Origin of the sequence: Parasphingorhabdus sp. (assembly GCF_036963805.1) — a bacterium.
GTDB lineage: Bacteria > Pseudomonadota > Alphaproteobacteria > Sphingomonadales > Sphingomonadaceae > Parasphingorhabdus.
Window position 1 is genome coordinate 183,346 of sequence record NZ_JBALUN010000004.1, and the last position, 20,587, is coordinate 203,932.

Annotated in this window: 22 protein-coding genes; 14 read left to right on the forward strand and 8 right to left on the reverse strand. The window is 53.6% G+C overall.

The window, feature by feature from the left end; genetic code table 11:
• Positions 1 to 31: 31 nt before the first annotated feature.
• The 3 genes from V7676_RS12670 to V7676_RS12680 all read left to right on the forward strand — a co-directional run bounded on the left by V7676_RS12670 (position 32) and on the right by V7676_RS12680 (position 2,072).
• Positions 32 to 607 carry a DNA-3-methyladenine glycosylase I gene (locus V7676_RS12670; protein ID WP_335660059.1) on the forward strand — a complete coding sequence of 192 codons (576 nt, stop codon included), beginning with the start codon at positions 32 to 34 and terminating at the stop codon, positions 605 to 607.
• 71 nt (positions 608 to 678) lie between these two features.
• Complete coding sequence (locus tag V7676_RS12675) at positions 679 to 1,893, forward strand: FAD-binding domain-containing protein (RefSeq protein WP_335660060.1); 1,215 nt, start codon at positions 679 to 681, stop codon at positions 1,891 to 1,893.
• Positions 1,893 to 2,072 carry a hypothetical protein gene (locus V7676_RS12680; RefSeq protein WP_335660061.1) on the forward strand — a complete coding sequence of 60 codons (180 nt, stop codon included), beginning with the start codon at positions 1,893 to 1,895 and terminating at the stop codon, positions 2,070 to 2,072. Before V7676_RS12675 ends, V7676_RS12680 begins: the two co-directional genes overlap by 1 nt.
• A 40-nt stretch (positions 2,073 to 2,112) precedes the next feature.
• On the opposite strand, the gene V7676_RS12685 is transcribed toward V7676_RS12680, so the two are convergent.
• Positions 2,113 to 2,853, reverse strand: coding sequence for a helix-turn-helix transcriptional regulator (locus V7676_RS12685; protein ID WP_335660062.1), 741 nt, complete (start codon positions 2,851 to 2,853; stop codon positions 2,113 to 2,115).
• 184 nt (positions 2,854 to 3,037) lie between these two features.
• On the opposite strand from V7676_RS12685, the gene V7676_RS12690 reads away from it, so the two are divergent.
• The 3 genes from V7676_RS12690 (at position 3,038) to V7676_RS12700 (ending at position 5,549) form a co-directional block, all read left to right on the forward strand.
• On the forward strand, positions 3,038 to 3,535 hold the full coding sequence (locus V7676_RS12690) for a hypothetical protein (protein ID WP_335660063.1): 498 nt from the start codon (positions 3,038 to 3,040) through the stop codon (positions 3,533 to 3,535).
• 89 nt (positions 3,536 to 3,624) lie between these two features.
• Positions 3,625 to 4,626, forward strand: a complete 1,002-nt coding sequence (locus V7676_RS12695) for a threonine aldolase family protein (protein WP_335660064.1) — start codon at positions 3,625 to 3,627, stop codon at positions 4,624 to 4,626.
• A complete protein-coding gene (locus V7676_RS12700) occupies positions 4,623 to 5,549 on the forward strand; it encodes a DMT family transporter (protein ID WP_335660065.1) in 927 nt (308 codons plus the stop codon). The genes V7676_RS12695 and V7676_RS12700 overlap by 4 nt, the downstream gene beginning before the upstream one ends.
• A 267-nt stretch (positions 5,550 to 5,816) precedes the next feature.
• Here the strand turns inward: V7676_RS12700 and V7676_RS12705 are convergent, their stop codons facing one another.
• Positions 5,817 to 6,461, reverse strand: a complete 645-nt coding sequence (locus V7676_RS12705) for a hypothetical protein (protein ID WP_335660066.1) — start codon at positions 6,459 to 6,461, stop codon at positions 5,817 to 5,819.
• A gap of 312 nt (positions 6,462 to 6,773) precedes the next feature.
• Here V7676_RS12705 and V7676_RS12710 point away from each other — a divergent pair, with 312 nt between their 5' ends.
• Positions 6,774 to 7,610, forward strand: coding sequence for a class I SAM-dependent methyltransferase (locus V7676_RS12710; RefSeq protein WP_335660067.1), 837 nt, complete (start codon positions 6,774 to 6,776; stop codon positions 7,608 to 7,610).
• A gap of 70 nt (positions 7,611 to 7,680) precedes the next feature.
• Here V7676_RS12710 and V7676_RS12715 read toward each other — a convergent pair whose 3' ends face one another.
• Positions 7,681 to 8,001 (reverse strand): DUF6481 family protein, encoded by a 321-nt coding sequence (locus V7676_RS12715; RefSeq protein WP_335660068.1) that lies wholly within the window; start codon positions 7,999 to 8,001, stop codon positions 7,681 to 7,683.
• A gap of 359 nt (positions 8,002 to 8,360) precedes the next feature.
• On the opposite strand from V7676_RS12715, the gene V7676_RS12720 reads away from it, so the two are divergent.
• Positions 8,361 to 8,621: a hypothetical protein gene (locus V7676_RS12720; protein ID WP_335660069.1), complete on the forward strand. Its 261-nt coding sequence runs from the start codon at positions 8,361 to 8,363 to the stop codon at positions 8,619 to 8,621.
• Between the two features lie 27 nt (positions 8,622 to 8,648).
• On the opposite strand, the gene V7676_RS12725 is transcribed toward V7676_RS12720, so the two are convergent.
• From V7676_RS12725 to V7676_RS12740, 4 genes are read right to left on the reverse strand one after another with little or no spacing between them, the layout of a single operon-like run.
• Complete coding sequence (locus V7676_RS12725) at positions 8,649 to 9,119, reverse strand: GreA/GreB family elongation factor (RefSeq protein WP_335660070.1); 471 nt, start codon at positions 9,117 to 9,119, stop codon at positions 8,649 to 8,651.
• Positions 9,120 to 9,122: 3 nt separating this feature from the next.
• A complete protein-coding gene (locus tag V7676_RS12730; RefSeq protein ID WP_335660071.1) occupies positions 9,123 to 9,329 on the reverse strand; it encodes a hypothetical protein in 207 nt (68 codons plus the stop codon).
• 32 nt (positions 9,330 to 9,361) lie between these two features.
• Positions 9,362 to 10,183: an SDR family oxidoreductase gene (locus V7676_RS12735; protein ID WP_335660072.1), complete on the reverse strand. Its 822-nt coding sequence runs from the start codon at positions 10,181 to 10,183 to the stop codon at positions 9,362 to 9,364.
• Between the two features lie 5 nt (positions 10,184 to 10,188).
• On the reverse strand, positions 10,189 to 11,490 hold the full coding sequence (locus V7676_RS12740) for a M48 family metallopeptidase (protein WP_335660073.1): 1,302 nt from the start codon (positions 11,488 to 11,490) through the stop codon (positions 10,189 to 10,191).
• Positions 11,491 to 11,566: 76 nt separating this feature from the next.
• Here V7676_RS12740 and pepN point away from each other — a divergent pair, with 76 nt between their 5' ends.
• Genes pepN through V7676_RS12760 form a run of 4 tightly spaced genes read left to right on the forward strand, consistent with a single transcriptional unit; the run spans position 11,567 to position 17,817 of the window.
• Complete coding sequence (gene pepN / locus V7676_RS12745; RefSeq protein WP_335660074.1) at positions 11,567 to 14,179, forward strand: aminopeptidase N; 2,613 nt, start codon at positions 11,567 to 11,569, stop codon at positions 14,177 to 14,179.
• A complete protein-coding gene (pgeF, locus tag V7676_RS12750; protein WP_442955440.1) occupies positions 14,172 to 14,954 on the forward strand; it encodes a peptidoglycan editing factor PgeF in 783 nt (260 codons plus the stop codon). Before pepN ends, pgeF begins: the two co-directional genes overlap by 8 nt.
• Positions 14,955 to 15,008: 54 nt before the next feature.
• Entirely contained in the window at positions 15,009 to 16,415 is a 1,407-nt protein-coding gene (locus tag V7676_RS12755; protein ID WP_335660075.1) for an SLC13 family permease, read from the forward strand.
• 49 nt (positions 16,416 to 16,464) lie between these two features.
• The gene (locus V7676_RS12760; RefSeq protein ID WP_442955441.1) at positions 16,465 to 17,817 is read left to right on the forward strand and encodes a cystathionine gamma-synthase family protein; all 1,353 of its coding nucleotides are present in this window, start codon (positions 16,465 to 16,467) and stop codon (positions 17,815 to 17,817) included.
• Here V7676_RS12760 and V7676_RS12765 read toward each other — a convergent pair.
• A complete protein-coding gene (locus tag V7676_RS12765) occupies positions 17,814 to 18,485 on the reverse strand; it encodes an HAD family hydrolase (RefSeq protein WP_335660076.1) in 672 nt (223 codons plus the stop codon). The genes V7676_RS12760 and V7676_RS12765 overlap by 4 nt on opposite strands.
• A 114-nt stretch (positions 18,486 to 18,599) precedes the next feature.
• Here V7676_RS12765 and V7676_RS12770 point away from each other — a divergent pair, with 114 nt between their 5' ends.
• Both V7676_RS12770 and V7676_RS12775 read left to right on the forward strand, forming a co-directional pair.
• On the forward strand, positions 18,600 to 19,712 hold the full coding sequence (locus tag V7676_RS12770; RefSeq protein WP_335660077.1) for an ABC transporter permease: 1,113 nt from the start codon (positions 18,600 to 18,602) through the stop codon (positions 19,710 to 19,712).
• Positions 19,712 to 20,515, forward strand: a complete 804-nt coding sequence (locus V7676_RS12775) for an ABC transporter ATP-binding protein (RefSeq protein ID WP_335660078.1) — start codon at positions 19,712 to 19,714, stop codon at positions 20,513 to 20,515. Before V7676_RS12770 ends, V7676_RS12775 begins: the two co-directional genes overlap by 1 nt.
• Positions 20,516 to 20,587 lie beyond the last annotated feature (72 nt).

The following is a 20,587-nucleotide window of genomic DNA, read 5'->3' on the forward strand; positions in this document are numbered from 1 at the left end:
CAAATAGGGAAGTCGACCATAAGCTACACGTATGACAATAATCGGCACAGACGGAAAGCATCGCTGTTTTGGCGGACAGGCGGGCAAGGAATTTTATGGCGTCTATCATGACGAGGAATGGGGCATTCCGGAACATGATGATCAAAAGCTATTCGAAAACCTGATATTAGAAGGCGCGCAAGCCGGGCTGAGCTGGGAAACCGTATTGCGGAAGCGGGAAGGCTATCGCCGCGCCTTTCACGGTTTTGATATCAGGCGTGTATCGGTCATGACTGATCCAGAATTGGAAGCGCTGAGAGAGGATGCAGGGATTATCAGAAACAGGCTGAAAATCTATTCCGTCCGCAAAAATGCTTTGGTCTTTCTGGATATGCAAAAGGAATTTGGCAGCTTTGATAGTTGGCTTTGGCACCATGTGGATGGCAAACCGATAGTCAATCGGTCCAAGCATATGTCCGAAATGCTGGCGACATCCCCAATTAGTGACACGATCTCCAAGGATCTCAAAAAGCGAGGAATGAGTTTCGTCGGGAGCACGATTATCTATGCCTATATGCAAGCGATCGGGATGGTTGATGATCATATGGCGGGTTGCTGGCAGGCCTGATCAGCATTATTTCGTCCACACGGCCGAACTGTATAGTTGGCAAGTCTCTGCATTGCTGCGATAGGGCCGCTATGACACATTTCCAACCCACCAGAGCCGCCGCATTGTCGCGGCTCGCTGACTTCTCCGCCAATATGGGGCATAACTATGCCCACAAACGTAATTTCGACTATGGTCCGGATGCGGATGTAGAGCAGGATAAGTGGCGCGACAATGTCTCGAAACTCTCACCCTATGTCCGGCATAGATTGCTGCCCGAACGGGAGCTTATTGAGGCCGCGATAAAAGCGCATGGCGCGATGGGCGCGGACAAGTTTATCGGAGAAATATTGTGGCGGAGCTATTTCAAGGGCTGGCTGGAACAGCGGCCGGAAGCCTGGGCAGATTATGTGACCGCACGGGACGCAAAATTCAGGCAGCTTAAAGCGCAGGGTGGTCTGCGCAAAACTTATGAACAGGCGACCGAAGGGCGCACAGGCATCGATGCGTTTGACCATTGGTCCAAGGAATTGGTGGAAACCGGCTATTTGCACAATCATGCCCGGATGTGGTTTGCCAGTATCTGGATTTTCACGCTGAAACTGCCGTGGGAATTGGGCGCGGACTTTTTTCTTCAACATCTTATTGATGGTGACGCAGCGTCCAATACCCTGTCATGGCGTTCGGTGGGCGGATTACACAGCAAAGGTAAATCCTTTCTCGCGACCAAAGAGAATATCGTACAATTTACCGATGGCCGTTTCACGGCAATAGGATTGGCTGCGGAAACAATGCCATTGGAGGAAGAGAAAAATTACAAGTTCCGACCGCTGAAAGTGCCGCCAACACCGCCAGCTGCTGCGGCATTTGCGCTATTGGTCCATGAAGAGGATTGCCATCCCGAGAGCCTTACATTGGCTCAAAAGCCGTCGCTGATCATTGGTGTGAGCGGGCCGGATACAAAAAGCCCGAAAGGTGTCTCGAACAAGGTTCGCGCATTTTCTGATGGCGCAGTGGCAGATGCCATGACCCGTGCCGCTGAACATTTCGGTTGCAAAGCCGTGCGGTGGAAGAAGGGTGAAAAACTGAGCGCTGTTTTGGCTAACGAAAAACTGGAACGCTTGTTGTCGCCTTGGTTGCCGGTGGGCCCGCTCAAAGACGCTATTGGTAAGGAAATTAACGGCAACAATGTCCGCTGGGTGATGCGCGACTATGATGCGGCGATCTGGCCGCTCGCAAACAGGGGCTATTTCCCGGTGAAGAAAAAAGCGCCGGATGCGCTGCGTGCTATCGGAATGGACTTGTAATGAAAGAGCGTTTTGAACGCCATAAGCAACCTTGGGACAGCGAAGAGGTCCAGAAGCTGCATGGCTTTGCAAAAAAGGGTATGGGTTTGAAAGCGATATCCAAGGCGCTGACCCGCAGCGAGGAATCGATTAAGAAACGTGCCAAAGCGGATAAAATCAAAATCGCAAAACAGCGTTAGTGGGTCAGTAGAACTTTCATAAATCCCGAATTTTCCGCGATTATAGTCGCAGAATCCCCAGTTCCAAGGCCTTCATTGATGCGCCTGTTCTGTCGCTGACTTCCAGTTTTGCGAAAACTCTCCGGACATAAGTGTCGGCGGTGGAGCGGCTGATCTCCAGGTCAGAGGCAATTGTCTTATTAGAGTGTCCGTGGGCGATCAGCTGGATTACCTGCGCCTCCCGTTCTGATAATCGCACTTTACGTGCGTGCTTTTTTTCTATGATATTGCTTATCTTAACATGAGCAGCGCCAGCGAGCCCTGCGACCGTCGCTATGATTTGATCATCGAATATGAGTTCAGTCGGATCGAAAGTGAATGACGAATATGCATTGCGTCCCTTTGGACCAAATAAGGGGATCCCAATTCCTTGATGCAAGCCATGAGCTTCCATCTGTTTGACAAATCTTTTCTCATTCTCGTTTAATCGCCGTGATGCCAAGGCTTGCTGCCAAAACATGGGTTCGCCATGCTGCATAATAATATCCGGGATCGGATCATGCTTACGAAAATCCACATCTTCGTATAGTTTTTGCCATTCTCGAGGAAAACCGGATGACGCCAGCACAACATTGCTATCCGTTTGCGATCGTAATTTTGGGGTTAGGTGATAATTTGTCCGATTCGCGCCCAGTTTGTTAGCGGCTAAGCGAACTTCTGACAATATATCCGGTATGCTTGAAAGCGTAGCGATTTGCCGGAAAACGTCTCCTATATGCAAATCCTGATTTTCGGCCCCCATAATGTCCTGTTACCCGCCTTTCCTCTCCTTGAACTGTATAATGCGCCAAATTCGAAATTTATACAAGTTGTCCACTGTTTGCGTGACAATAACATTTGAAATAGTCTCTATTAGAACCGGCCCCCCAGTAGGTTGACAACGTAGTCATGGTGAGCCTCAGTTAGTAGTTGAGTGGAGTAAAATAATGATTCAAGAGCGCGATCACACGTTGATATTGGAAGAAATACGGCAGCGACTCGAACGATTGGAGAATCAGCGCAATACACAGGTGATTGAAAATATCGATATGGGGCAGCTTTCAATTGATCTGCGGCGGGCTAGAATCGGTTCTTTTCCTGATGGCTATTTTACAGGCAGTATCTGGGACGTTTTGCTGGAACTTTATCAGGCGAGACAATCCGGCCGAAAAATTCAGCTTGCAGAAATCTCCGCGAACGCCAGCATCCCCGAAAAAGTGGCTTTGCGTTATATCGATCTTCTCATGGCAGACGGTTATCTTTACCAAGAAGAAGGTCCGATCGATCAGGGCCAACCGCATTTATTGCTGACGAACAAAGCCATTATACAAATTGAAAAATTATTTGCACAGATTCAGGCGAAAATGTTGGGGGTTAAGGATATACTCGAACCTCAACACGATGGCACCGTGATACGGCTGAATAAACCGTCTCTAGCTGGCTGATATTTTTATAGGGTGGCCGTAGCAATAAAATCACAGGCCCCGGTCACGCCAATCTTGACGCAGCGGCTGCTTCGCAGCATGTCTGTTTCATGCGATTTTTCTCTGATAATGCAGCGTCTGTGCATCCCAAGGTGATGGCGGCTTTGGCCGCGGCCAATGGCCAAGACACCGCTTATGATGGCGATGCCCTGAGCGCGCAATTAAACGGCGCTTTTTCCGATTTATTCGGAACGGATGTCGAGGCAATGTGGGTGGCCACCGGAACGGCGGCCAATTCGCTGGCTTTGGCGGCATTGTGCCAGCCGCATCAGGGCGTGATTTGTCATGAAGAAGCGCATATCGAGCAGGATGAGGCGGGGGCGCCCGGTTTTTACACGGGCGGGGCGAAGCTGATGCTGGTGCAAGGCGAAGGTGCCAAAGTTGCCGCGGAGACGGTTGATCGGCTTTGCGCCGCGATCCGGGATGACGTGCATCAGGTGCAGCCGGCGGCGGTGTCGATTACCAACGCCTCGGAATATGGCCTGGTCTATACGCCAGACGAGGTAGCGGCGGTCTCGGAAGTTTGCACACAGCGCCGTTTAGGGTTGCACATGGATGGCGCGCGCTTTGCGAATGCGGTGGCGATGCTCGGCTGTCATCCGGCCGATGTGACATGGAAAGCGGGCGTCGATGTGTTGAGCTTTGGCTTCGTCAAAAATGGCGGCATGGGCGCGGAGGCTTTGGTGTTTTTTGATAAAGACCTTGCCCGCGAAACTCATTATCGCCGCAAGCGTGCTGGCCATCTGCAGTCAAAGGGCCGCTATCTCGCCGTGCAGATATTGGCCATGCTTGACGGCGACCTATGGCTACAAAATGCGAGGGCCGCCAATCACGGCGCTCAGATGTTAGCGCAAGCCGCCGCCAAACGGCTGCTCTACCCCGTTGAGGCCAATGAGGTTTTTATCAAGATCACGGCAACCGAAGCCGAAACGCTGCGCGGTGCCGGTTTTGATTTCTACGACTGGGGCGAGGGACAGGCCCGGCTGGTGACCAGCTGGAACCAAAGCGCCGAAGATATCCGCCCACTGGCAGAGGCTATCGCAGCGTTATGAACGCGCAGGAGGGCGGTGAGCCAAGCCTGTTGACGCCGCGTATATTATTCCCGTTCCTCTTGGTCTCCCTGATCTGGGGCTCGACCTGGCTGGTGATCAAGGACCAGATTTCCGACGTGCCGCCCAGCTGGTCGGTGAGTTACCGGTTCATCATAGCATCGGCGGCCATGTTCGTGCTGGTCGGTATCAAACGCCTGCCGGTACGATTGGGGCGCAAGGGACAGTTTTGGGCGATCCTCATCGGCATTGTCCAATTCTCGTTTAACTTTAATTTTGTTTATAATGCTGAACGATTTATCACATCCGGTCTGGTTGCGGTGCTGTTTGCGCTGCTGATGGTGCCTAACGCGATATTGGGCCGGATCTTTCTGGGTCAACGGCTCAACAGAGCTTTTCTGGCGGGTTCCGCCATTGCTGCGGTGGGGATCGCGCTGCTCTTCTGGCATGAATATAAAAGCTCACCGGCAACCATTACCGACGTCCTATTGGGCGTGACCCTGGCCGTCGGAGGGATTTTATCAGCCTCGGTTGCCAATGTGATGCAGGCTTTGCCCCGCTTGAAAAGCTATCCGATCCTCACTTTGCTGGCATGGGCGATGTTTTGGGGTGCTGCGATCAATATTCTGGTATCATGGATCACGGTCGGACCGCCGGTTATTGAAATGCGCGCTGCCTATTTGGGCGGGATTGTCTATCTTGCGATTGTCGGTTCGGTGATTACCTTTCCGCTCTATTTTACGCTGCTGCGGGAAATCGGGGCCGGAAAAGCAGCCTATTCGAGCGTGCTGGTACCGGTCGTCGCGATGATATTATCAACCCTGTTTGAGGGCTATGTGTGGACAGCATTATCAGCCGCTGGCGCAATATTGGCGATGGCGGGATTGCTGGTGGCACTTTGGGCGCGCAAACGCAAAATAGATTGATATCGCGACCGGGATGTCCGCTGTATCCAGAAAGTGGACGCTAGCTTTGATTATTTTGGAGGGGGACAATTGGGTGGTAAGCGGTCGTTTGGTCAAACGACTTATGATGACTGCAGCTGGGCCGTTTGCACACTATCTTCTTTTGGCGATCCTAGCTTTCGAGGCTGTTACTCAACTAAAACTCATTGCAGAGATATTGGGGCCAAGGCAGAAATCCGTGCGCCGCACTTTTAGAGTTCTTAAGTGCTGATTTCGGTGTTCAGTCGTTCACCCAATTGTGATGACAGGAAGGCCGTCGCGCGATGCGGGGTGAGCCTGCAGGGCAGTATCAACGTGGTACCGGATCTTCCACAACATCCGATGTATTTGATCGACCTCGTTCTCCTCGAAGTTTAACGATTCACCACCGCGCACTGCCAAGAAGTCATGAAATTTACCATCCGGAAGAGGGGTTCGCCAGATTTCCAAACCCATATTGGTGAAGTTGCTATCTGAGTGCGCGTGCAACTTGTTTCGGTATGTGAGCAGCTGCTCGTGAAGCCGCCTCTCCTCAGGTTCAAGTTCAAGCTCGGGTAACATATTCCAGTTAAAGAGTGGTGCAACCTGACCGCGCGACTGGGCAAAAGGTCGACCATATGCGACGACCATTGTTGTTTCGTAGCAATGAAACTTACGTCTCTCCGCATTGCTATAACGCTTAATCCAATCGCACTCTTCGGTCAAAAAGGTTGCAGCACTCAAGGCATGGCGAAAATCCCTCGCCGACATTGCCAGCCGCATAAGCTGCTGGTGCTCTTTTTCCTCGCGTGTCGATTTAGATTTGCTCATTGACAAAGGATGGTCGAAACCATCGAATTCAGCAAGGCATCTCATACTCCGATAGCGACCTGTCCGTATCTGGGCTTGTTGCATGAATGCCTCTTCATCCGAAATTGGGTGCGAAGCAGACATAAAATCGGGCTGCAGTGAATGTCCCCATCTGGGGCATTTCCAGACCAGCCGCTTTTATTTTCCATCCAATCAGTTTGAACGACAACAAGTGAGTGGAAAGCCGTCATACGCTCGATCCGATATCGACCGGCGTTTTTTCTGCACCAACAGCGGACTGACCGCTTTCGAAGAGACGACAGATAATAGCTACTGTCCACCTGTGAACATCGTCTTGCAAGCCTAATGGTCACCAAAAAACTATCAATTCTGGCAGATTTAATTATGGCGTAGCCCATGACAGACGCAAAACCCCATAATCGCGACAAGAACTACAGGATCAAAAGCGATAGCTTGTTTCTGAAGGCCTTGGGCGTTTCGAACGATGCCGGAGATGTTAAGCCCAATAAATATGCGAAATATCGTCAAATCTGCCGCTTTGTCGAGATTTTCATTGAGCGGATTGAACGGACACAGGCTGTAAAACAGAAACGGGTCAAGGTTTTGGACATCGGATCAGGCAAGGGTTATCTGACCTTTGCGATGTATGATCAACTGACCCAAGCGGGACTCAACCCCAAAATTGACGGTGTTGATACGCGCTCGGAGATGGTCGATTTATGCAATGAAGCGGCGCAAGCATCCGGCTTTGAAAACCTGGCGTTTCACAACATGAAGGCCGAGGATTTTGTTCAGGGCTATTATGATGCGATCATCGCTTTGCATGCGTGCGACACGGCGACGGATGACGCATTATTCTATGGAATCAGGTCGAAATCCAAATTGATCGTCTGCGCCCCTTGCTGCCAACATGAGGTTTTGGTGGACCTGCAGAAGAGCGAGACCGCGAGCCGAAAATTCATCTCGCACGGCCTGTTCCTGCAAAAACAGGCAGACCTGATCACCGACAACAGCCGTGTGATGCTGCTCAAATCACAGGGTTATCAGGTTGATGTCATCGATTTCGTTTCTACGGAGCACACACAAAAGAACACGCTTATTACAGCCATAAAGAACAGCAAGCCGTCTCCCAAACATCTCGCGGAATATGAAGCCTATAAAAAGGCCTTTGGTTTTAACGGGATAAAGCTGGAGACGCTGATGAGAGAAGCGGGATTGATCCGCTCGGAATAAAGCTTAGCCGTTCTTTCACACCATTGCTTCGAGCGCTTCTCGCTTTCTTCTCCGGTCTATCGCGTGCGCATTATTTCCTGCGTTTTTTACGCTCTGCGTAGCGCGCGTCGCGGGCGGCCTTTTTCTCGGTTTCTGTAAGTCCAAGTGCGAGCTTCGGCTTTGCTTGCTCTTTCGCGGCTTTCCGCTCTGCCTTTAATTGCTCGAATGCCGCGCGTTTCTCTTCGCGTGCGATGGCTTGTTTTTGCTCCCGTGCAAGCTGGGCTGCCTTGCGTTCGGCAATGACTTCAGGGCTGAGGGGAGGCTTTGCCTTCAGTTTTTTTAGTGCAGCTTGCTTGGCTTTGGCTGCCATTTGAGTACGTTCTTGAAAAGTTGGTTGTGAAAATGGCGGCATTTGAGTTTATTATTCCTTGATTGAGCGATGGGGCTTAGGCATCTATTAATTTCCGAAAAGCGTGGCAAGTCCTACAGTCCTTAGAGCAATCGGGCAATGTTTAAGCAACCGCACGGGATTATAACGCGTGGAAGTTGACGTAGGCTTCACGGCCAAACCGCCGAACGGCAGGAACCGGGCGACCAGCGGTCGCGGGATCGTTGATTGAACGAATGACCGGTTTTAGGCACGTCACCAACAATCTTGGATGGCAGACTTAGGGCGCAAAAGCGGGCATTTGATAGATTTAATAGCAATGACGGCGGCGCCATTATCATAGCTTACTTGCCTCTGCTTTGAGGAGCGAATAAGCAGGCGGCATGGATTTTGATGATCAGTTACAGCGATATTTCGGCACCGCCGATCTGTCGTCGGTTCACCCAGAAGCGATGAGCGCCGGTATCGAACGCATGCGCGTGGACTTTGGGTTGGAAACAGATAGCGGGCGCCGGTTCGCTCTGTGGGCGGTAATGTATATGCTCGGCACCAGTCTGGATTTGGACAGCGCTTTTGAAGATGAGGCGGACCGAAACTCGGCGCGGGATTTCATGGATTTGATGGACAGCGTTCAAGAAGAGTGATGGGGCCGGTTATCGCTGGGCCGCTTACTAGGACCCTGTGACCACTGCGATGGACAGAATTTCAATCGCGTCTTCCTGACCGGCAAAAGAAGCAAAATCTCCGGGCTCTGATCCTATGAGCGCCCGACTGATCGGTGCGGAAAATGAGACAAGTGCTTTGGCCGGATCAGCTTCATCATCTCCCACAATGGATAGAGACTTTTCAGTCCCTTTGAGCGTGAAAGTCACCTTGGTGCCAAATTCTACCGTTTCGCCGGACGGAACCGGCGCAAGCTCCGCCGTTGATTGGCGCGTATTCCAATAGCGCAGGTCACGCTTGACGATTTTCAGGGCGGTTTCGTCGGTTTCCGCAGCGACATCTATTTGCAGCGCAGCCACACGGTCTTTGATCAGTTGTAGCCCGCGCGCCGTCACCAGATTGGGACCGACCGGAATGGGAAGCTCGAACTTGGGTTCGAGATGCTCGTCATCCCCTTCTCTGCGGAAAGCGACGCTCATCGGTTAAGCCTTGGTCTTGGGCGTCACCCAGATACTTACGGGTGCAACGAACCGGCCATGGGCGGGTTTGCCGATGTCGATACGCTCGGCCGTAACCAATTCGCCGGTTTCGAGATTGAAGGATGAATAGGGCTTGGGCATCCGGCCAAAAGTCATTTTCTGGATGGGCGCGCCCGTGGCGGTGTTCATGATAGTGGCGATGATACTCATGGCTGGCCGCTTGCGATGGAAGCGGCGGACTGTCAACTGTCCCCGTTTAAAATCCCGGCTAAAATTGCCGCCATTCCGGATTTATAATCAGGATATTGTGGCTGCCAACCCAAGAGCCGCTTTGCTTTACCATTGGCGACCCGCCGGTTTTCTTCATAAAAGCCCAAGGCAGATGGCGACAGGTCGGCTTCTTCGAGCGACAATAGAGGCGGCGGCTCGACACCGATTAAACGCGCGGCATGGGCGAGTACTTCATGCTGCGGCGCGGGCAGGTCGTCGGCGATATTATAGACGCCCGCTGGCCCCTCAAAAGAGGCTATCACGGCGGCCACTATATCATCGACATGGATGCGGCTGAATACCTGTCCGGGCAAATCGATACGCTTGGCCTTGCCCTCACGGACGCGGGTGATGGGATTTCGGCCCGGACCATAAATACCGGGTAGGCGCAGCACGTGCACATCGCCGCGCAAGCTCTGCCAGCCAAGATCGGCGTCGCTACGTGCTTTGCGTCGGCCGGAACCAATGGGCGCGCTTTCATCGACCCATGCGCCGCCCACATCGCCGTAGACACCGGTCGACGAGAGATAGCCCGTCCATTGGAGCGATGCCGCTTTGATTGCCGCGCCATAATGGTCAAGCACCGGATCGCTATCGTCGCGGGCAGGCGGGACGGAGGACAGGATATGGGTTGCCTCGCCAATTGCCGCCAGCACCGCCGCTGGGTCGTCAAAGGCGATAGCGCCCTCTACGGCCTCCCGCCTTGTACCGGTTACCTGCCAGCCTTCAGCGCGCAGCCTGTCAGCCAGATGTTTCGCTGTATAGCCCAGACCAAAGATCAGCATGTTACCCATAAGTGTTATTCTTCCTTCAGCGTGCCGGGCTGGATGATCACCGGATTTTTTTTGTTTTTCGCCTTCCAGTCCATCGCCATTCCTACGCGGGTGGCACCCGATGGGTGATCGAAGAACAGCATTTCCTCAATCGGTCCCGGTTCAATCTTGCGATATTCCGAAAGCCGCATGGCAACTTTGGCAAAGCCGTCCGGTTCTTTGGCGGCTTCCAGGCCGAAGCGATCGGCATCGCTTTCATTGACGCGGATCAATGTATTAAGTGCTGGCGTCGCGGCAAAGAAATAAACTGTCAGCAACAGGCCGAATAACGGCAAAGCGGCGGGATCGGACATATCCCTTACGCCCCATTGTCCGCCATAGCGCGCGATTAATCGCGGCGCGATGCGCGCTATCAGGAAAAGACCGACTGCCATGATGAGGCTAATGATGAAGATCGTCCACCATATATGGCCCAGCACATAATGGCCAAGCTCATGGCCCATGACCGCAGCGACCTCTTCTGGGTCCGTGCGTTCCAGCAGATTGTCATTGAGCGATATGCGGATAGTAGGGCCGACGCCGGAAACATTGGCGGATATCCGTTTATGTTGTTTCGACTGGTTGAAGACATAGATATTCTCGGTCGGGACATCATGCTCGGCGGCCATGGCGACAATGCGGTCACGCAGCGGGCCGGGCTCCATGTCCTTATACTCGTTGAACAGAGGCGAGATGAACACGGGCCCCAATAGCAGGCCGATGAAAAGAAATATCGAAACCACACCGGTTCCCCAAATCCACCATGTTTTCGGTGCCCGGCGGATGACGGCGAATATGGCCATAAACAACAAGGGAAAGATCAACAGGGTTATGAGCAGTCCGATGGCTTGTTCACCGGCCCATTCCCCGAAACCCTGACTCAGCAAGTCATATTGTTTCTCGCGGAAAAAGCCCGTGTAGATGGTCCACGGCAAGGTCAGCAGAAAACTGGCAATCAAATAGGGTATGGCGGTCAGCCATGTGACGGCCCATGGGCGTTTAACTTTCCGTTCCGCCCATGCGCGAAAGCCCGATGACAGGCGCGATTTCAGTATGAAAAAATCAACCAGAAACGCGACGACTGCTCCCCATAGGGTCAGCCAATAACCGCCTTCAAAATAGCTATTGGACTTTTCCAGTTCTCCACCCTGCAATGTGTCGATATAGGCGCGGCTGGCCTGTTCGACGTCAAAGGCTGGCGCGGTGACGGCCTCCTGCGCAAAGCTGCTCTCGACTGGCAGGCTGAACAACATTAGTGCAGCCATCACTATCGCGAAAATTCGAACCATCACTTGTCCTCCTATTTCTATGGAGACGTCATAAACGCAATTGCGCGGTGTGCAAATGGCTCTTATGGCTGGGACTATGCTAGATATTCAAAAGACCGACGCAGCCATGCCTGCGACCCATCCCGCCATTATCCGCCGCGAAGATTATCGACCACCTGCCTGGTTTATTCCGACCATCGCGCTCGATTTTCAGCTTGGTCTGGATCACACTGTGGTGCGTTCGACGCTGGATGTGCGCCGTTCCAAATCGGCAACAAATAAAGAACCACTATTACTCGATGGTGACGGTCTTATTCCGGCGGCGGTTAAAGTGGATGGAGCGCCGTGGACTGATTGGAAGATGGTAGACGGCAATCTGCAATTGCCGCTGACCGATGCGGCACATGAAGTCGAAATCACTGTCGAGCTGGACCCGTCCACCAACACACAGCTGATGGGACTTTACGCTTCGCAGGGGTTGTTGTGCACACAATGCGAGGCAGAGGGATTTCGCCGGATCACATTTTTCCCAGATCGGCCCGATATATTGAGCCGCTATTCGGTGCGGATGGAGGGCGACAAGACGGCTTTCCCGATCCTGTTGTGCAATGGTGACAAGGTGGGAGAAGGCGAAGGCGAAAACGGGCGCCACTGGGCGCACTGGAATGACCCGTGGCCCAAGCCGAGCTATTTATTCGCGCTGGTTGCGGGTGATCTCGTGGCCAATACCGACAGCTTCACCACCCGCTCGGGCAAGCCGGTAGAGCTTAATATCTGGGTCCGCGATGGCGATTTGCCGCGTACCGGTCATGCGATGCAGGCACTGAAAGATTCCATGCGCTGGGATGAAGATGTCTATGGCCGCGAATATGATCTGGGATTGTTCAATATTGTCGCGGTGAGTGATTTCAACATGGGTGCGATGGAGAATAAGGGGCTTAACGTCTTCAACTCGCGCTATATTTTGGCCGACCCCGAAGTCGCGACCGACGCTGATTTCGACGGCATTGAAGGCGTTGTGGCGCATGAGTATTTCCACAATTGGTCGGGTAACCGGGTCACATGCCGTGACTGGTTTCAGCTCAGCCTGAAAGAAGGTTTTACCGTTTACCGCGACCAGAGTTTTTCGGCGGACATGGGATCGACCGCGCTCAAGCGGATTGAAGATGTACGCATCCTGCGCGCGGCGCAATTCCCCGAAGATGCCGGACCGCTGGCGCATCCGATCCGCCCGGAAAACTATCAGGAAATTTCCAACTTCTATACCGCCACCGTCTATAATAAGGGCGCAGAGGTTATTCGCATGATGGCGACTTTGCTTGGTGCGGAACGGTTTCGCAAAGGCACCGACCTTTATTTTGACCGCCATGACGGGGAAGCGGCGACCTGCGAAGATTTTGTCGTCGCGATGGAAGAGGGCGGCGATATTGACCTCAAGCAATTTCGCGGCTGGTACCGGACGCCGGGCACGCCGCGCGTCTCGGCCAAGCTCAGCCATGATTCCCAAACAGCGACGGCGACCTTGGAACTGAAACAGAGTCTGGCGGCTAGCGGAGCCAAGCAGGAGCCATCGGAAATGGTCATCCCGCTCAAAATCGCTCTGCTCGATCCCGAGACCGGCAAGCATGAAGGTGAGCAGTTAATCACGCTCGATCAGGTGGAGCAGAGCTTTACCTTTGAGGGACAGAATGTGCATCCGATCCTCTCGATCAATCGCGGATTTTCTGCGCCGATCATTCTCGAAAGTAGCCGTACGGCGGAAGAGTTGGCTTTTCTGTCATCACATGACGATGATCCGTTTGCGCGGTTCGAAGCGATGCAGCAGCTAATGACCAGCTATCTAGTCGCGCAAGTGACGGGCACGCCAACCGATCGCGACATTATTTTGCATGCCATTGGCGCGGTGTTAGCGGATGAAAATATCGATCGGGCATTTCTGGCCGAATTGATCCTGCTCCCCAGCGAAGCATTTCTGGCCGACCAGATGGTGGAAGTCGATCCGCAGGCAATCCATGATGCCCGCGAAAAATTGCGCGGCAAAATTGGTGTGCAGTTTGAACGTAAATTCCGCCGGCTTTACAAGCAATGCGTGCCGGGCGAATTTTCGCTAGACGCCGAAGCGCGGGCGGACCGCAAATTGCGCAATGTGACGCTCGGCTATATCGCTGCCTCGCAAGTTGAGGACGCGGCGGAGATGGCCTTTGACCAATTTCGCGAAGCCAATAATATGACCGCGATGCAAGGCGCATTGGGCGTATTATCGCATATGGATGACAAACAGCGGACATGGGCATTTGAAGATTTCTTCAAACGGTTCAAGGATAATGCTTTGGTGCTCGACAAATGGTTTACATTGCAGGCGATGTCCCAGCGTAGCGATACGGTGAAACGCGTCGAAAGCCTTGCGAAACATCCCGATTTCACTTTGTCCAACCCCAATCGCGTCCGTGCGCTTTACGCCGGGTTTACGAGCAATCCGGTCCGTTTCCATGACCCGTCGGGCAAAGGCTATCAGATGGTGGCCGATATGGTGATCGCGCTCGATGGGCAGAACCCGCAAACTGCCGCGCGCTTCATCCCGTCACTGGGCCGCTGGCGCCGGTTTGAACGCGGCCGGTCGGAACTGATGCGGCTGGCGCTGGAGAAAATTGCGGCCACCCCCGGTCTGTCGAAAGATGTGTCCGAGCAGGTGAGCAAGAGCCTTGCCTGATCAAAGCCATTCGGCGGTAGATGTGACCACATCGTCGCTGTTGGATGGCGCTGCCCATGGCTTTCTTGGGCGAGCAGGCGGACTTTCAACCGGCATTTACGCCGGGCTCAACGTCGGTCTTGGCAGCGATGATGACCGCGATGCCATTCTCGAAAATCGCCAGAGAGCGAAAGCGGCAGTTCTGCCGGATAGCGAACTGGTCACGCTGCATCAGGTGCATAGCGCCGATGTCGCAACCGTCACGAAACCCTTCGCCCTTGACGCGCGCCCGCATGTCGACGCGATGGTGACGGATCAGCCCGGCCTGCTCCTCGGCATATTGACGGCTGATTGCGTGCCTGTGCTGTTTTTCGATGCATCGGCACAGATTATCGGTGCGGCCCATGCCGGATGGAAGGGCGCCATTGGCGGCATTACCGACAACACGATCATAGCGATGGAAAAACTGGGCGCGTCGCGGGACAATATCGCCTGCGCCATCGGCCCTTGCATCGCGCAGGATAGCTATGAAGTGGATGCGGGCTTCCAACGGCGTTTCGTTGAGGATGATTCCGATAACGCGCGTTTTTTTGAAGCTGGTCAGCCGGATCATTTTCAGTTCGACATTGAATCCTATGTGGCGGACCGGTTGGCCAAGGCGGGCGTTACGAAAATCGATAAACTTGGCCTCGACACCTATGCGCGAGAGGGCCGCTATTATAGCTACCGCCGCAGTTGCCATCGCGGGGAAGCGGGCTATGGTCGGCAGATATCGCTTATCGGCTTACAGGCGTAGCTTTACCCTTGCTCAGATAGGGGCACGCAGACAGGGGCATCAGGGGAATAGTATATGAATGCGCAGCGGGTAGGACTTTTTGGTGGCTTGGCGGTATTTGTCGCGATGCTGCTGCTTCCCGCTCCGGCGGCGATGAGCCCAGCGGCATGGTATGTAGCCGCGCTCACGATCCTGATGGCGACATGGTGGATGACGCAGGCGGTGCCGCTAACCGCGACCGCCTTGCTGCCATTTCTTGCGCTACCGGTAATGGACGTGATGGACGTGAAAGAGACCGCCAGCCAATATTATTCGCCGATCCTGTTTCTGATCCTCGGCGGCGCGTTTATGGCGCTGGCGATTGAGCGGGTTGGCCTGCACCGGCGGCTGGCGCTCGCGATTGTCAGCATGGCGGGAAAAAGCGCGTGGGGTATTTTAATGGCCTTCATGATTGCTACGGCCTTGCTGAGCATGTTGATTTCTAACACATCATCGACCTTGATCATGATACCAATTGCGGTGGCTGTGTTGGTAGCAGGCGGGATCAAGGATGGCGAGACAGAGGGTTTTGCCGGAGCGCTGATCATGGGCGTGGCCTTTGCGGCGTCAATTGGCGGACTAGGCACTTTGGTCGGTAGCCCGACCAACGCGATTGCCGCTGGCCTGATCAACAAGACATTGGGCATGGATATCGATTTTCTGAGTTGGTTCATATTTGGCCTGCCGATAGTTATCATTGGTTTGCCGGTCTGTGCAGCGATCCTGATCACAGTTCAGAAGGTCGGCAAACATAGTTTCGACGGCATCAGCGCAAAGGCAGCAATCGGCTCCCCCGGCCCTTGGAGCATGCCGGAAAAACGCGTTGTGCCAGTGGTGGCGGTCGTCGTGCTGGGCTGGCTGTTTCTGCCGCAGATCAAGGCAGTGCTGCCTGCTGGCGCCGTGCATGATGGCAGCATCGCGATATTAGGCGGCTTGCTATTATTCATGCTGCCCGATGGCACGGGCCGGAAATTGCTCAATTGGGATGAAGCGGACCGCGCGCCATGGGGCGTGATCATGATGTTTGGCGGTGGTCTGGCGCTGGCCGCAGGTATCATTGAATCCGGCCTTGCTGACTGGCTAGGGCTGGCGCTTGCGCCGCTGAAAAATGTGTCTGTTATCGTTATCGCTATTGCTCTCGTTGCGCTGGTCATTCTCGTCACGGAATTTGCATCCAATGTTGCGACGGCCAGCGGGGTCATGCCGGTGGTTGCCAGCCTGATCCTTGCGACCGGTGTCGATCCGGTGCTACTTGCGATGCCAGCGGCGATGGCAGCCAGTTGGGGTTTCATGCTGCCTTCCGGTACGGGGCCGAATGCGATTGCTTGGTCAACCAATCACATTGAACTGCCGAAAATGCTCAAATCCGGACTGTGGCTCGATCTCGCAGGCATCCCGATCATCATTGCCTGCATCTGGATGGTTTCATTTGTAATCAATTAAGTTTTGCGGCATGTCTTTATTCAGATAGTCTATGGTGGAGAGAGAGAAAATGTCCGATCAAAATGACGCTGATAAAAATGATAATGGCCCAAAAGATACCGGCGTTCCGGTAACCCCGCGCCGTATGCCCAAAGCATCGATTGAGAAAATTGGTGGACGCAAGCTCAAGCCTGCCACTTTGATGATGGGCCATGGCTATGATCCGGTCTTGTCGGAAGGCGCGCTCAAACCGCCGATTTTTCTGACCTCCACCTTTGCCTTTGAAAATGCGGCTGCTGGCAAGCGCCATTTTGAAGGCATTACCGGCAAGCGTCCCGGCGGTTCGGAAGGCCTTGTCTATTCGCGTTTCAATGGCCCCAATCAGGAAATTCTCGAAGACCGTTTGAGCATCTGGGACGAAGCGGAAGACGCACTGGTATTTTCCAGCGGCATGTCGGCCATTACAACGGTGCTGCTCGCCAATGTCAATCAGGGCGATGTCGTGGTGCATAGCGGCCCGCTTTACGCCGCTACGGAAACGCTGATTAACAAGGTTTTAGGCCGCTTTGGCGTGACCTTTCTTGATTTTCCGGCGGGCGATAGTCCGACTCAGGTCGCGGCATTGCTGGAAAAAGCCAAGGTGCAAGCGGCTGAAAATGGCGGTAAGGTTGCGATTATCTATCTTGAAAGCCCAGCCAATCCGACCAACGCGCTGGTTGATATTGAGGGCGTAGCCGATGCGCGTCGGCAGGTTTTTGGTGATAAAGCTGCTCCTCCCATCGCAATCGACAATACGTTCCTCGGCCCCTTGTGGCAGCAGCCGTTGAAACATGGCGCAGATATTGTCATTTACAGCCTCACCAAATATGTCGGCGGGCATAGTGATCTGGTCGCTGGCGGTGTTCTGGGCTCCAAAGCGTATATGGACCCGATCCGTGCGATCCGGAACACGATTGGCACTATCTGTGATCCGAATACCTCATGGATGCTGATGCGCAGTCTCGAAACGCTGGAATTGCGTATGACGCGCGCCGGTGAAAATGCAGAGAAAGTCTGCGCTTTCTTGCGGGATCACCTAAAGGTTGATGGCTTGGGCTATCTTGGCTTTATTTCCGATGCGTCGCAGCAAGATATTTACGACCGTCATTGCAGCGGTGCGGGTTCGACCTTCTCGTTATTCATCAAGGGCGGGGAAGCCGAAGCATTCAGGTTTCTCGATTCCTTGAAAATCGCCAAACTGGCCGTTAGTTTGGGGGGAACCGAAACCTTGGCCAGTCTGCCAGCGGCGATGACCCATTTGTCGGTGCCGGAAGAGCGCAGAGCGGCGCTTGGTATTACCGACAATCTGGTGCGGATTTCGATTGGCGTCGAAGATCCAGATGACTTGATCGCTGATTTTGAACAGGCGCTGGAGGCGGTTTAGGCCCAGTCAACAATCTTCCAGCCGCGCTTTTTTGCGAGGTGGCGTAGCGGCAAGCTGGGTGTCGTCGCAATCACTTCATCGGCAAATTCCAGCATCGGTGCGTCGCTGACATGGTCGGAATAGGCACGAATATGGAGTTGTTCGCGCTCTAGCCCCTGCTCGTCGAGGAAGGTCTTGATCCGGTCGAGCTTGGCTTCGTCGTAGCAATTTTCGCCAATAATTTTCGGTAATACCCGGCCCTTGTCGTCAATCTCCAGCCGGGTTGCGATCATGTCAGCAATGCCGAGACGCCGTGCGATGGCCTCAACATATAGTTCATAAGATGCGGTCGCCAAAATGATCCTCCGGCCTTCTGCCCGGTCGGTCTCAATCTGCGCAATAGCTTTGGCATAGCTGTTCGTTTGCATCACTATATCAGCATAGCGTTCGATATGGGGTTGCAGCTTGGCGAGGCTTGGCTTGCTGCCCAATAATAGACGCTGGTTATAGGTTTTCAAACTCTTGCGACTGATCAGCTTCAGGCCATAGCCGATAAACCCGAAAGGCAAGAGCGGCAGCAGGGCAAGCCGCCAAGGCGCGCGCGCAAAAACCATGTGAAACAGGAAGGGTGTGTAGGTCCCCCGTATCGTGATTGTCCGGTCCATGTCGTAAATTGCCAGCTTTGTCATCGCGCCCCATTTCCAATATTTGGCTCTATTAGCAGTTGAGATAAAAATGCGCCAAATAAATGACTTGTTATAATGGCTTGAGCTTTTTGCGATTTTGCGTCACCAATAGCTGCGATGACAATGCCCGGCGATTTTGTTGAAGAAATAACTGAAGACGGAGTGATGACACTTCGTTTCTCCGGTGATTTATGTATTGCGGTCATCGCTGATCTGCCCGAACGGCTGCGCGATTATGATGCAGAGGTTAAAAAACTCGACCTGTCTGGCGTCGGATATATCGATACGGTGGGCGCATGGCTGATCCATCGTACAGCCCGCGATACCGGCGCTGAAATTGTCGGTGCCGATAATCAGGCAGAGCGCCTGATCGCGGCGGTGAGCACAGCCGATCAGCCAGCAGACGTCCGCCTTGAGCCACCCAATCCCGTCATTCGTATCCTGAACGAAGTGGGAGAATCGACGATCGTTGCATTCACCACATTGGCGGGGCTGGTCGGCTTTTTCGGATCGGTCATCACGGCCACTGGCTCGCTCATAATGCATCCAGGCCGGATCCGCTGGAACGCGGTCATCCAGAGATTTGATGTGGTCGGGGTCAGGGCGCTTGGAATTATTGGATTGATGAGCTTTCTTATCGGTTTGGTCATCGCGCAGCAGGGCGCTGTGCAGCTCCGGCAATTTGGCGCAGAAGTATTCACGGTCAATCTGGTCGGGCGGCTGACTTTTCGGGAACTGGGCATATTGATGACCGCAATCATGGTTGCGGGGCGCTCCGGTTCTGCCTTTGCCGCACAAATCGGAACCATGAAGCTCACCGAAGAAATTGACGCCATGCGCACGATTGGGGTGTCGCCGGTAGAGGCCTTGGTGCTGCCGCGCTTTTTTGCGGCTGTTTTCATGCTGCCTTTGCTGGGCTTTTATGCGTCGATTGTTGCTATTATCGGCGGCGGCCTGCTCAGCTGGGTAGAGCTTGATATACCGCCAGCCACTTTTTTCGCACGGATCAGGGAAGTAGTGCCGATCACCGATGTTTATGTTGGATTAGTCAAAGCGCCGGTATTTGGCGCGATCATCGCTATTTGTGGCTGCTATCAGGGAATGCAGGTTAAAGGAAATGCCGAGGAAGTCGGCAAAAGAACGACCGCAGCGGTGGTTCAGGCGATTTTTCTGGTCATTGTTCTCGATGCCTTTTTTGCCATGTTCTTTAGCTGGATCGGGTGGAATTAATGGCGGACGATAAGGCGTCAACTGGGAAACCTGAATTTGGTGAGCCGGTAATCTCTGTCAAAGGGCTGCGGAACAGCTTTGGCGATCAAGTCGTGCATGAACATCTCGATCTCGATGTCCGCAGGGGAGAAATTCTGGGCGTTGTTGGCGGTTCTGGAACCGGAAAGTCGGTCTTGATGCGCTCGATCATCGGACTGCAACAGCCAGATGAAGGCTCCATAGAGGTTTTTGGCGAGTCTTTATTAGGCCGGGCGGAATCCGAAACAATTGATTTTCGCAAACGCTGGGGCGTATTATTTCAGGGCGGCGCGCTATTTTCTACATTGACGGTGGCCGAAAATGTCATGGTGCCGATCCGTGAGTTCTACCCCGATATGGACCGTGATTTCCGGAGGGAGATTGCAAAATATAAAGTCTGTCTGTCGGGCCTACCGCCCGAGGCTTCCCCCAAATATCCATCCGAACTGTCCGGCGGCATGCGCAAACGGGCCGGGATCGCCCGCGCATTGGCGCTTGATCCTGAACTCTTATTTCTCGACGAGCCGACCGCTGGGCTTGATCCGATTGGTGCTGCGGCTTTCGATAATTTAACCCGCGAATTGCAGCAGACATTGGGCCTAACTGTGTTTCTCATCACCCACGATCTCGACACGCTGCATGCCATTTGCGACCGGGTGGCCGTACTTGCGGACCAACATGTTATAGCGGTGGGAACGGTTCCGGAACTGCTTGCCATGGACCATCCGTGGATACAGGAATATTTTAATGGTCCGCGCGGCCGTATGGCGGCATCGCAGAAATGAGGGGGCAGCGGTGAAGGGGGAAGCGAAAATGCGGTCTAAATACAGAGATTTGTTGCAGGTGCCGATGCGCCT

Bases quoted from the DNA above. Each gene is read 5' to 3' on its own strand.
- V7676_RS12670 (WP_335660059.1), top strand. From the start codon at position 32: ATGACAATAATCGGCACAGACGGAAAGCATCGCTGTTTTGGCGGACAG.
- V7676_RS12675 (WP_335660060.1), top strand. From the start codon at position 679: ATGACACATTTCCAACCCACCAGAGCCGCCGCATTGTCGCGGCTCGCT.
- V7676_RS12680 (WP_335660061.1), top strand. From the start codon at position 1,893: ATGAAAGAGCGTTTTGAACGCCATAAGCAACCTTGGGACAGCGAAGAG.
- V7676_RS12685 (WP_335660062.1), bottom strand. From the start codon at position 2,853: ATGGGGGCCGAAAATCAGGATTTGCATATAGGAGACGTTTTCCGGCAA.
- V7676_RS12690 (WP_335660063.1), top strand. From the start codon at position 3,038: ATGATTCAAGAGCGCGATCACACGTTGATATTGGAAGAAATACGGCAG.
- V7676_RS12695 (WP_335660064.1), top strand. From the start codon at position 3,625: ATGCGATTTTTCTCTGATAATGCAGCGTCTGTGCATCCCAAGGTGATG.
- V7676_RS12700 (WP_335660065.1), top strand. From the start codon at position 4,623: ATGAACGCGCAGGAGGGCGGTGAGCCAAGCCTGTTGACGCCGCGTATA.
- V7676_RS12705 (WP_335660066.1), bottom strand. From the start codon at position 6,461: ATGCAACAAGCCCAGATACGGACAGGTCGCTATCGGAGTATGAGATGC.
- V7676_RS12710 (WP_335660067.1), top strand. From the start codon at position 6,774: ATGACAGACGCAAAACCCCATAATCGCGACAAGAACTACAGGATCAAA.
- V7676_RS12715 (WP_335660068.1), bottom strand. From the start codon at position 8,001: ATGCCGCCATTTTCACAACCAACTTTTCAAGAACGTACTCAAATGGCA.
- V7676_RS12720 (WP_335660069.1), top strand. From the start codon at position 8,361: ATGGATTTTGATGATCAGTTACAGCGATATTTCGGCACCGCCGATCTG.
- V7676_RS12725 (WP_335660070.1), bottom strand. From the start codon at position 9,119: ATGAGCGTCGCTTTCCGCAGAGAAGGGGATGACGAGCATCTCGAACCC.
- V7676_RS12730 (WP_335660071.1), bottom strand. From the start codon at position 9,329: ATGAGTATCATCGCCACTATCATGAACACCGCCACGGGCGCGCCCATC.
- V7676_RS12735 (WP_335660072.1), bottom strand. From the start codon at position 10,183: ATGGGTAACATGCTGATCTTTGGTCTGGGCTATACAGCGAAACATCTG.
- V7676_RS12740 (WP_335660073.1), bottom strand. From the start codon at position 11,490: ATGGTTCGAATTTTCGCGATAGTGATGGCTGCACTAATGTTGTTCAGC.
- pepN (WP_335660074.1), top strand. From the start codon at position 11,567: ATGCTAGATATTCAAAAGACCGACGCAGCCATGCCTGCGACCCATCCC.
- V7676_RS12755 (WP_335660075.1), top strand. From the start codon at position 15,009: ATGAATGCGCAGCGGGTAGGACTTTTTGGTGGCTTGGCGGTATTTGTC.
- V7676_RS12760 (WP_442955441.1), top strand. From the start codon at position 16,465: ATGTCCGATCAAAATGACGCTGATAAAAATGATAATGGCCCAAAAGAT.
- V7676_RS12765 (WP_335660076.1), bottom strand. From the start codon at position 18,485: ATGACAAAGCTGGCAATTTACGACATGGACCGGACAATCACGATACGG.
- V7676_RS12770 (WP_335660077.1), top strand. From the start codon at position 18,600: ATGACAATGCCCGGCGATTTTGTTGAAGAAATAACTGAAGACGGAGTG.
- V7676_RS12775 (WP_335660078.1), top strand. From the start codon at position 19,712: ATGGCGGACGATAAGGCGTCAACTGGGAAACCTGAATTTGGTGAGCCG.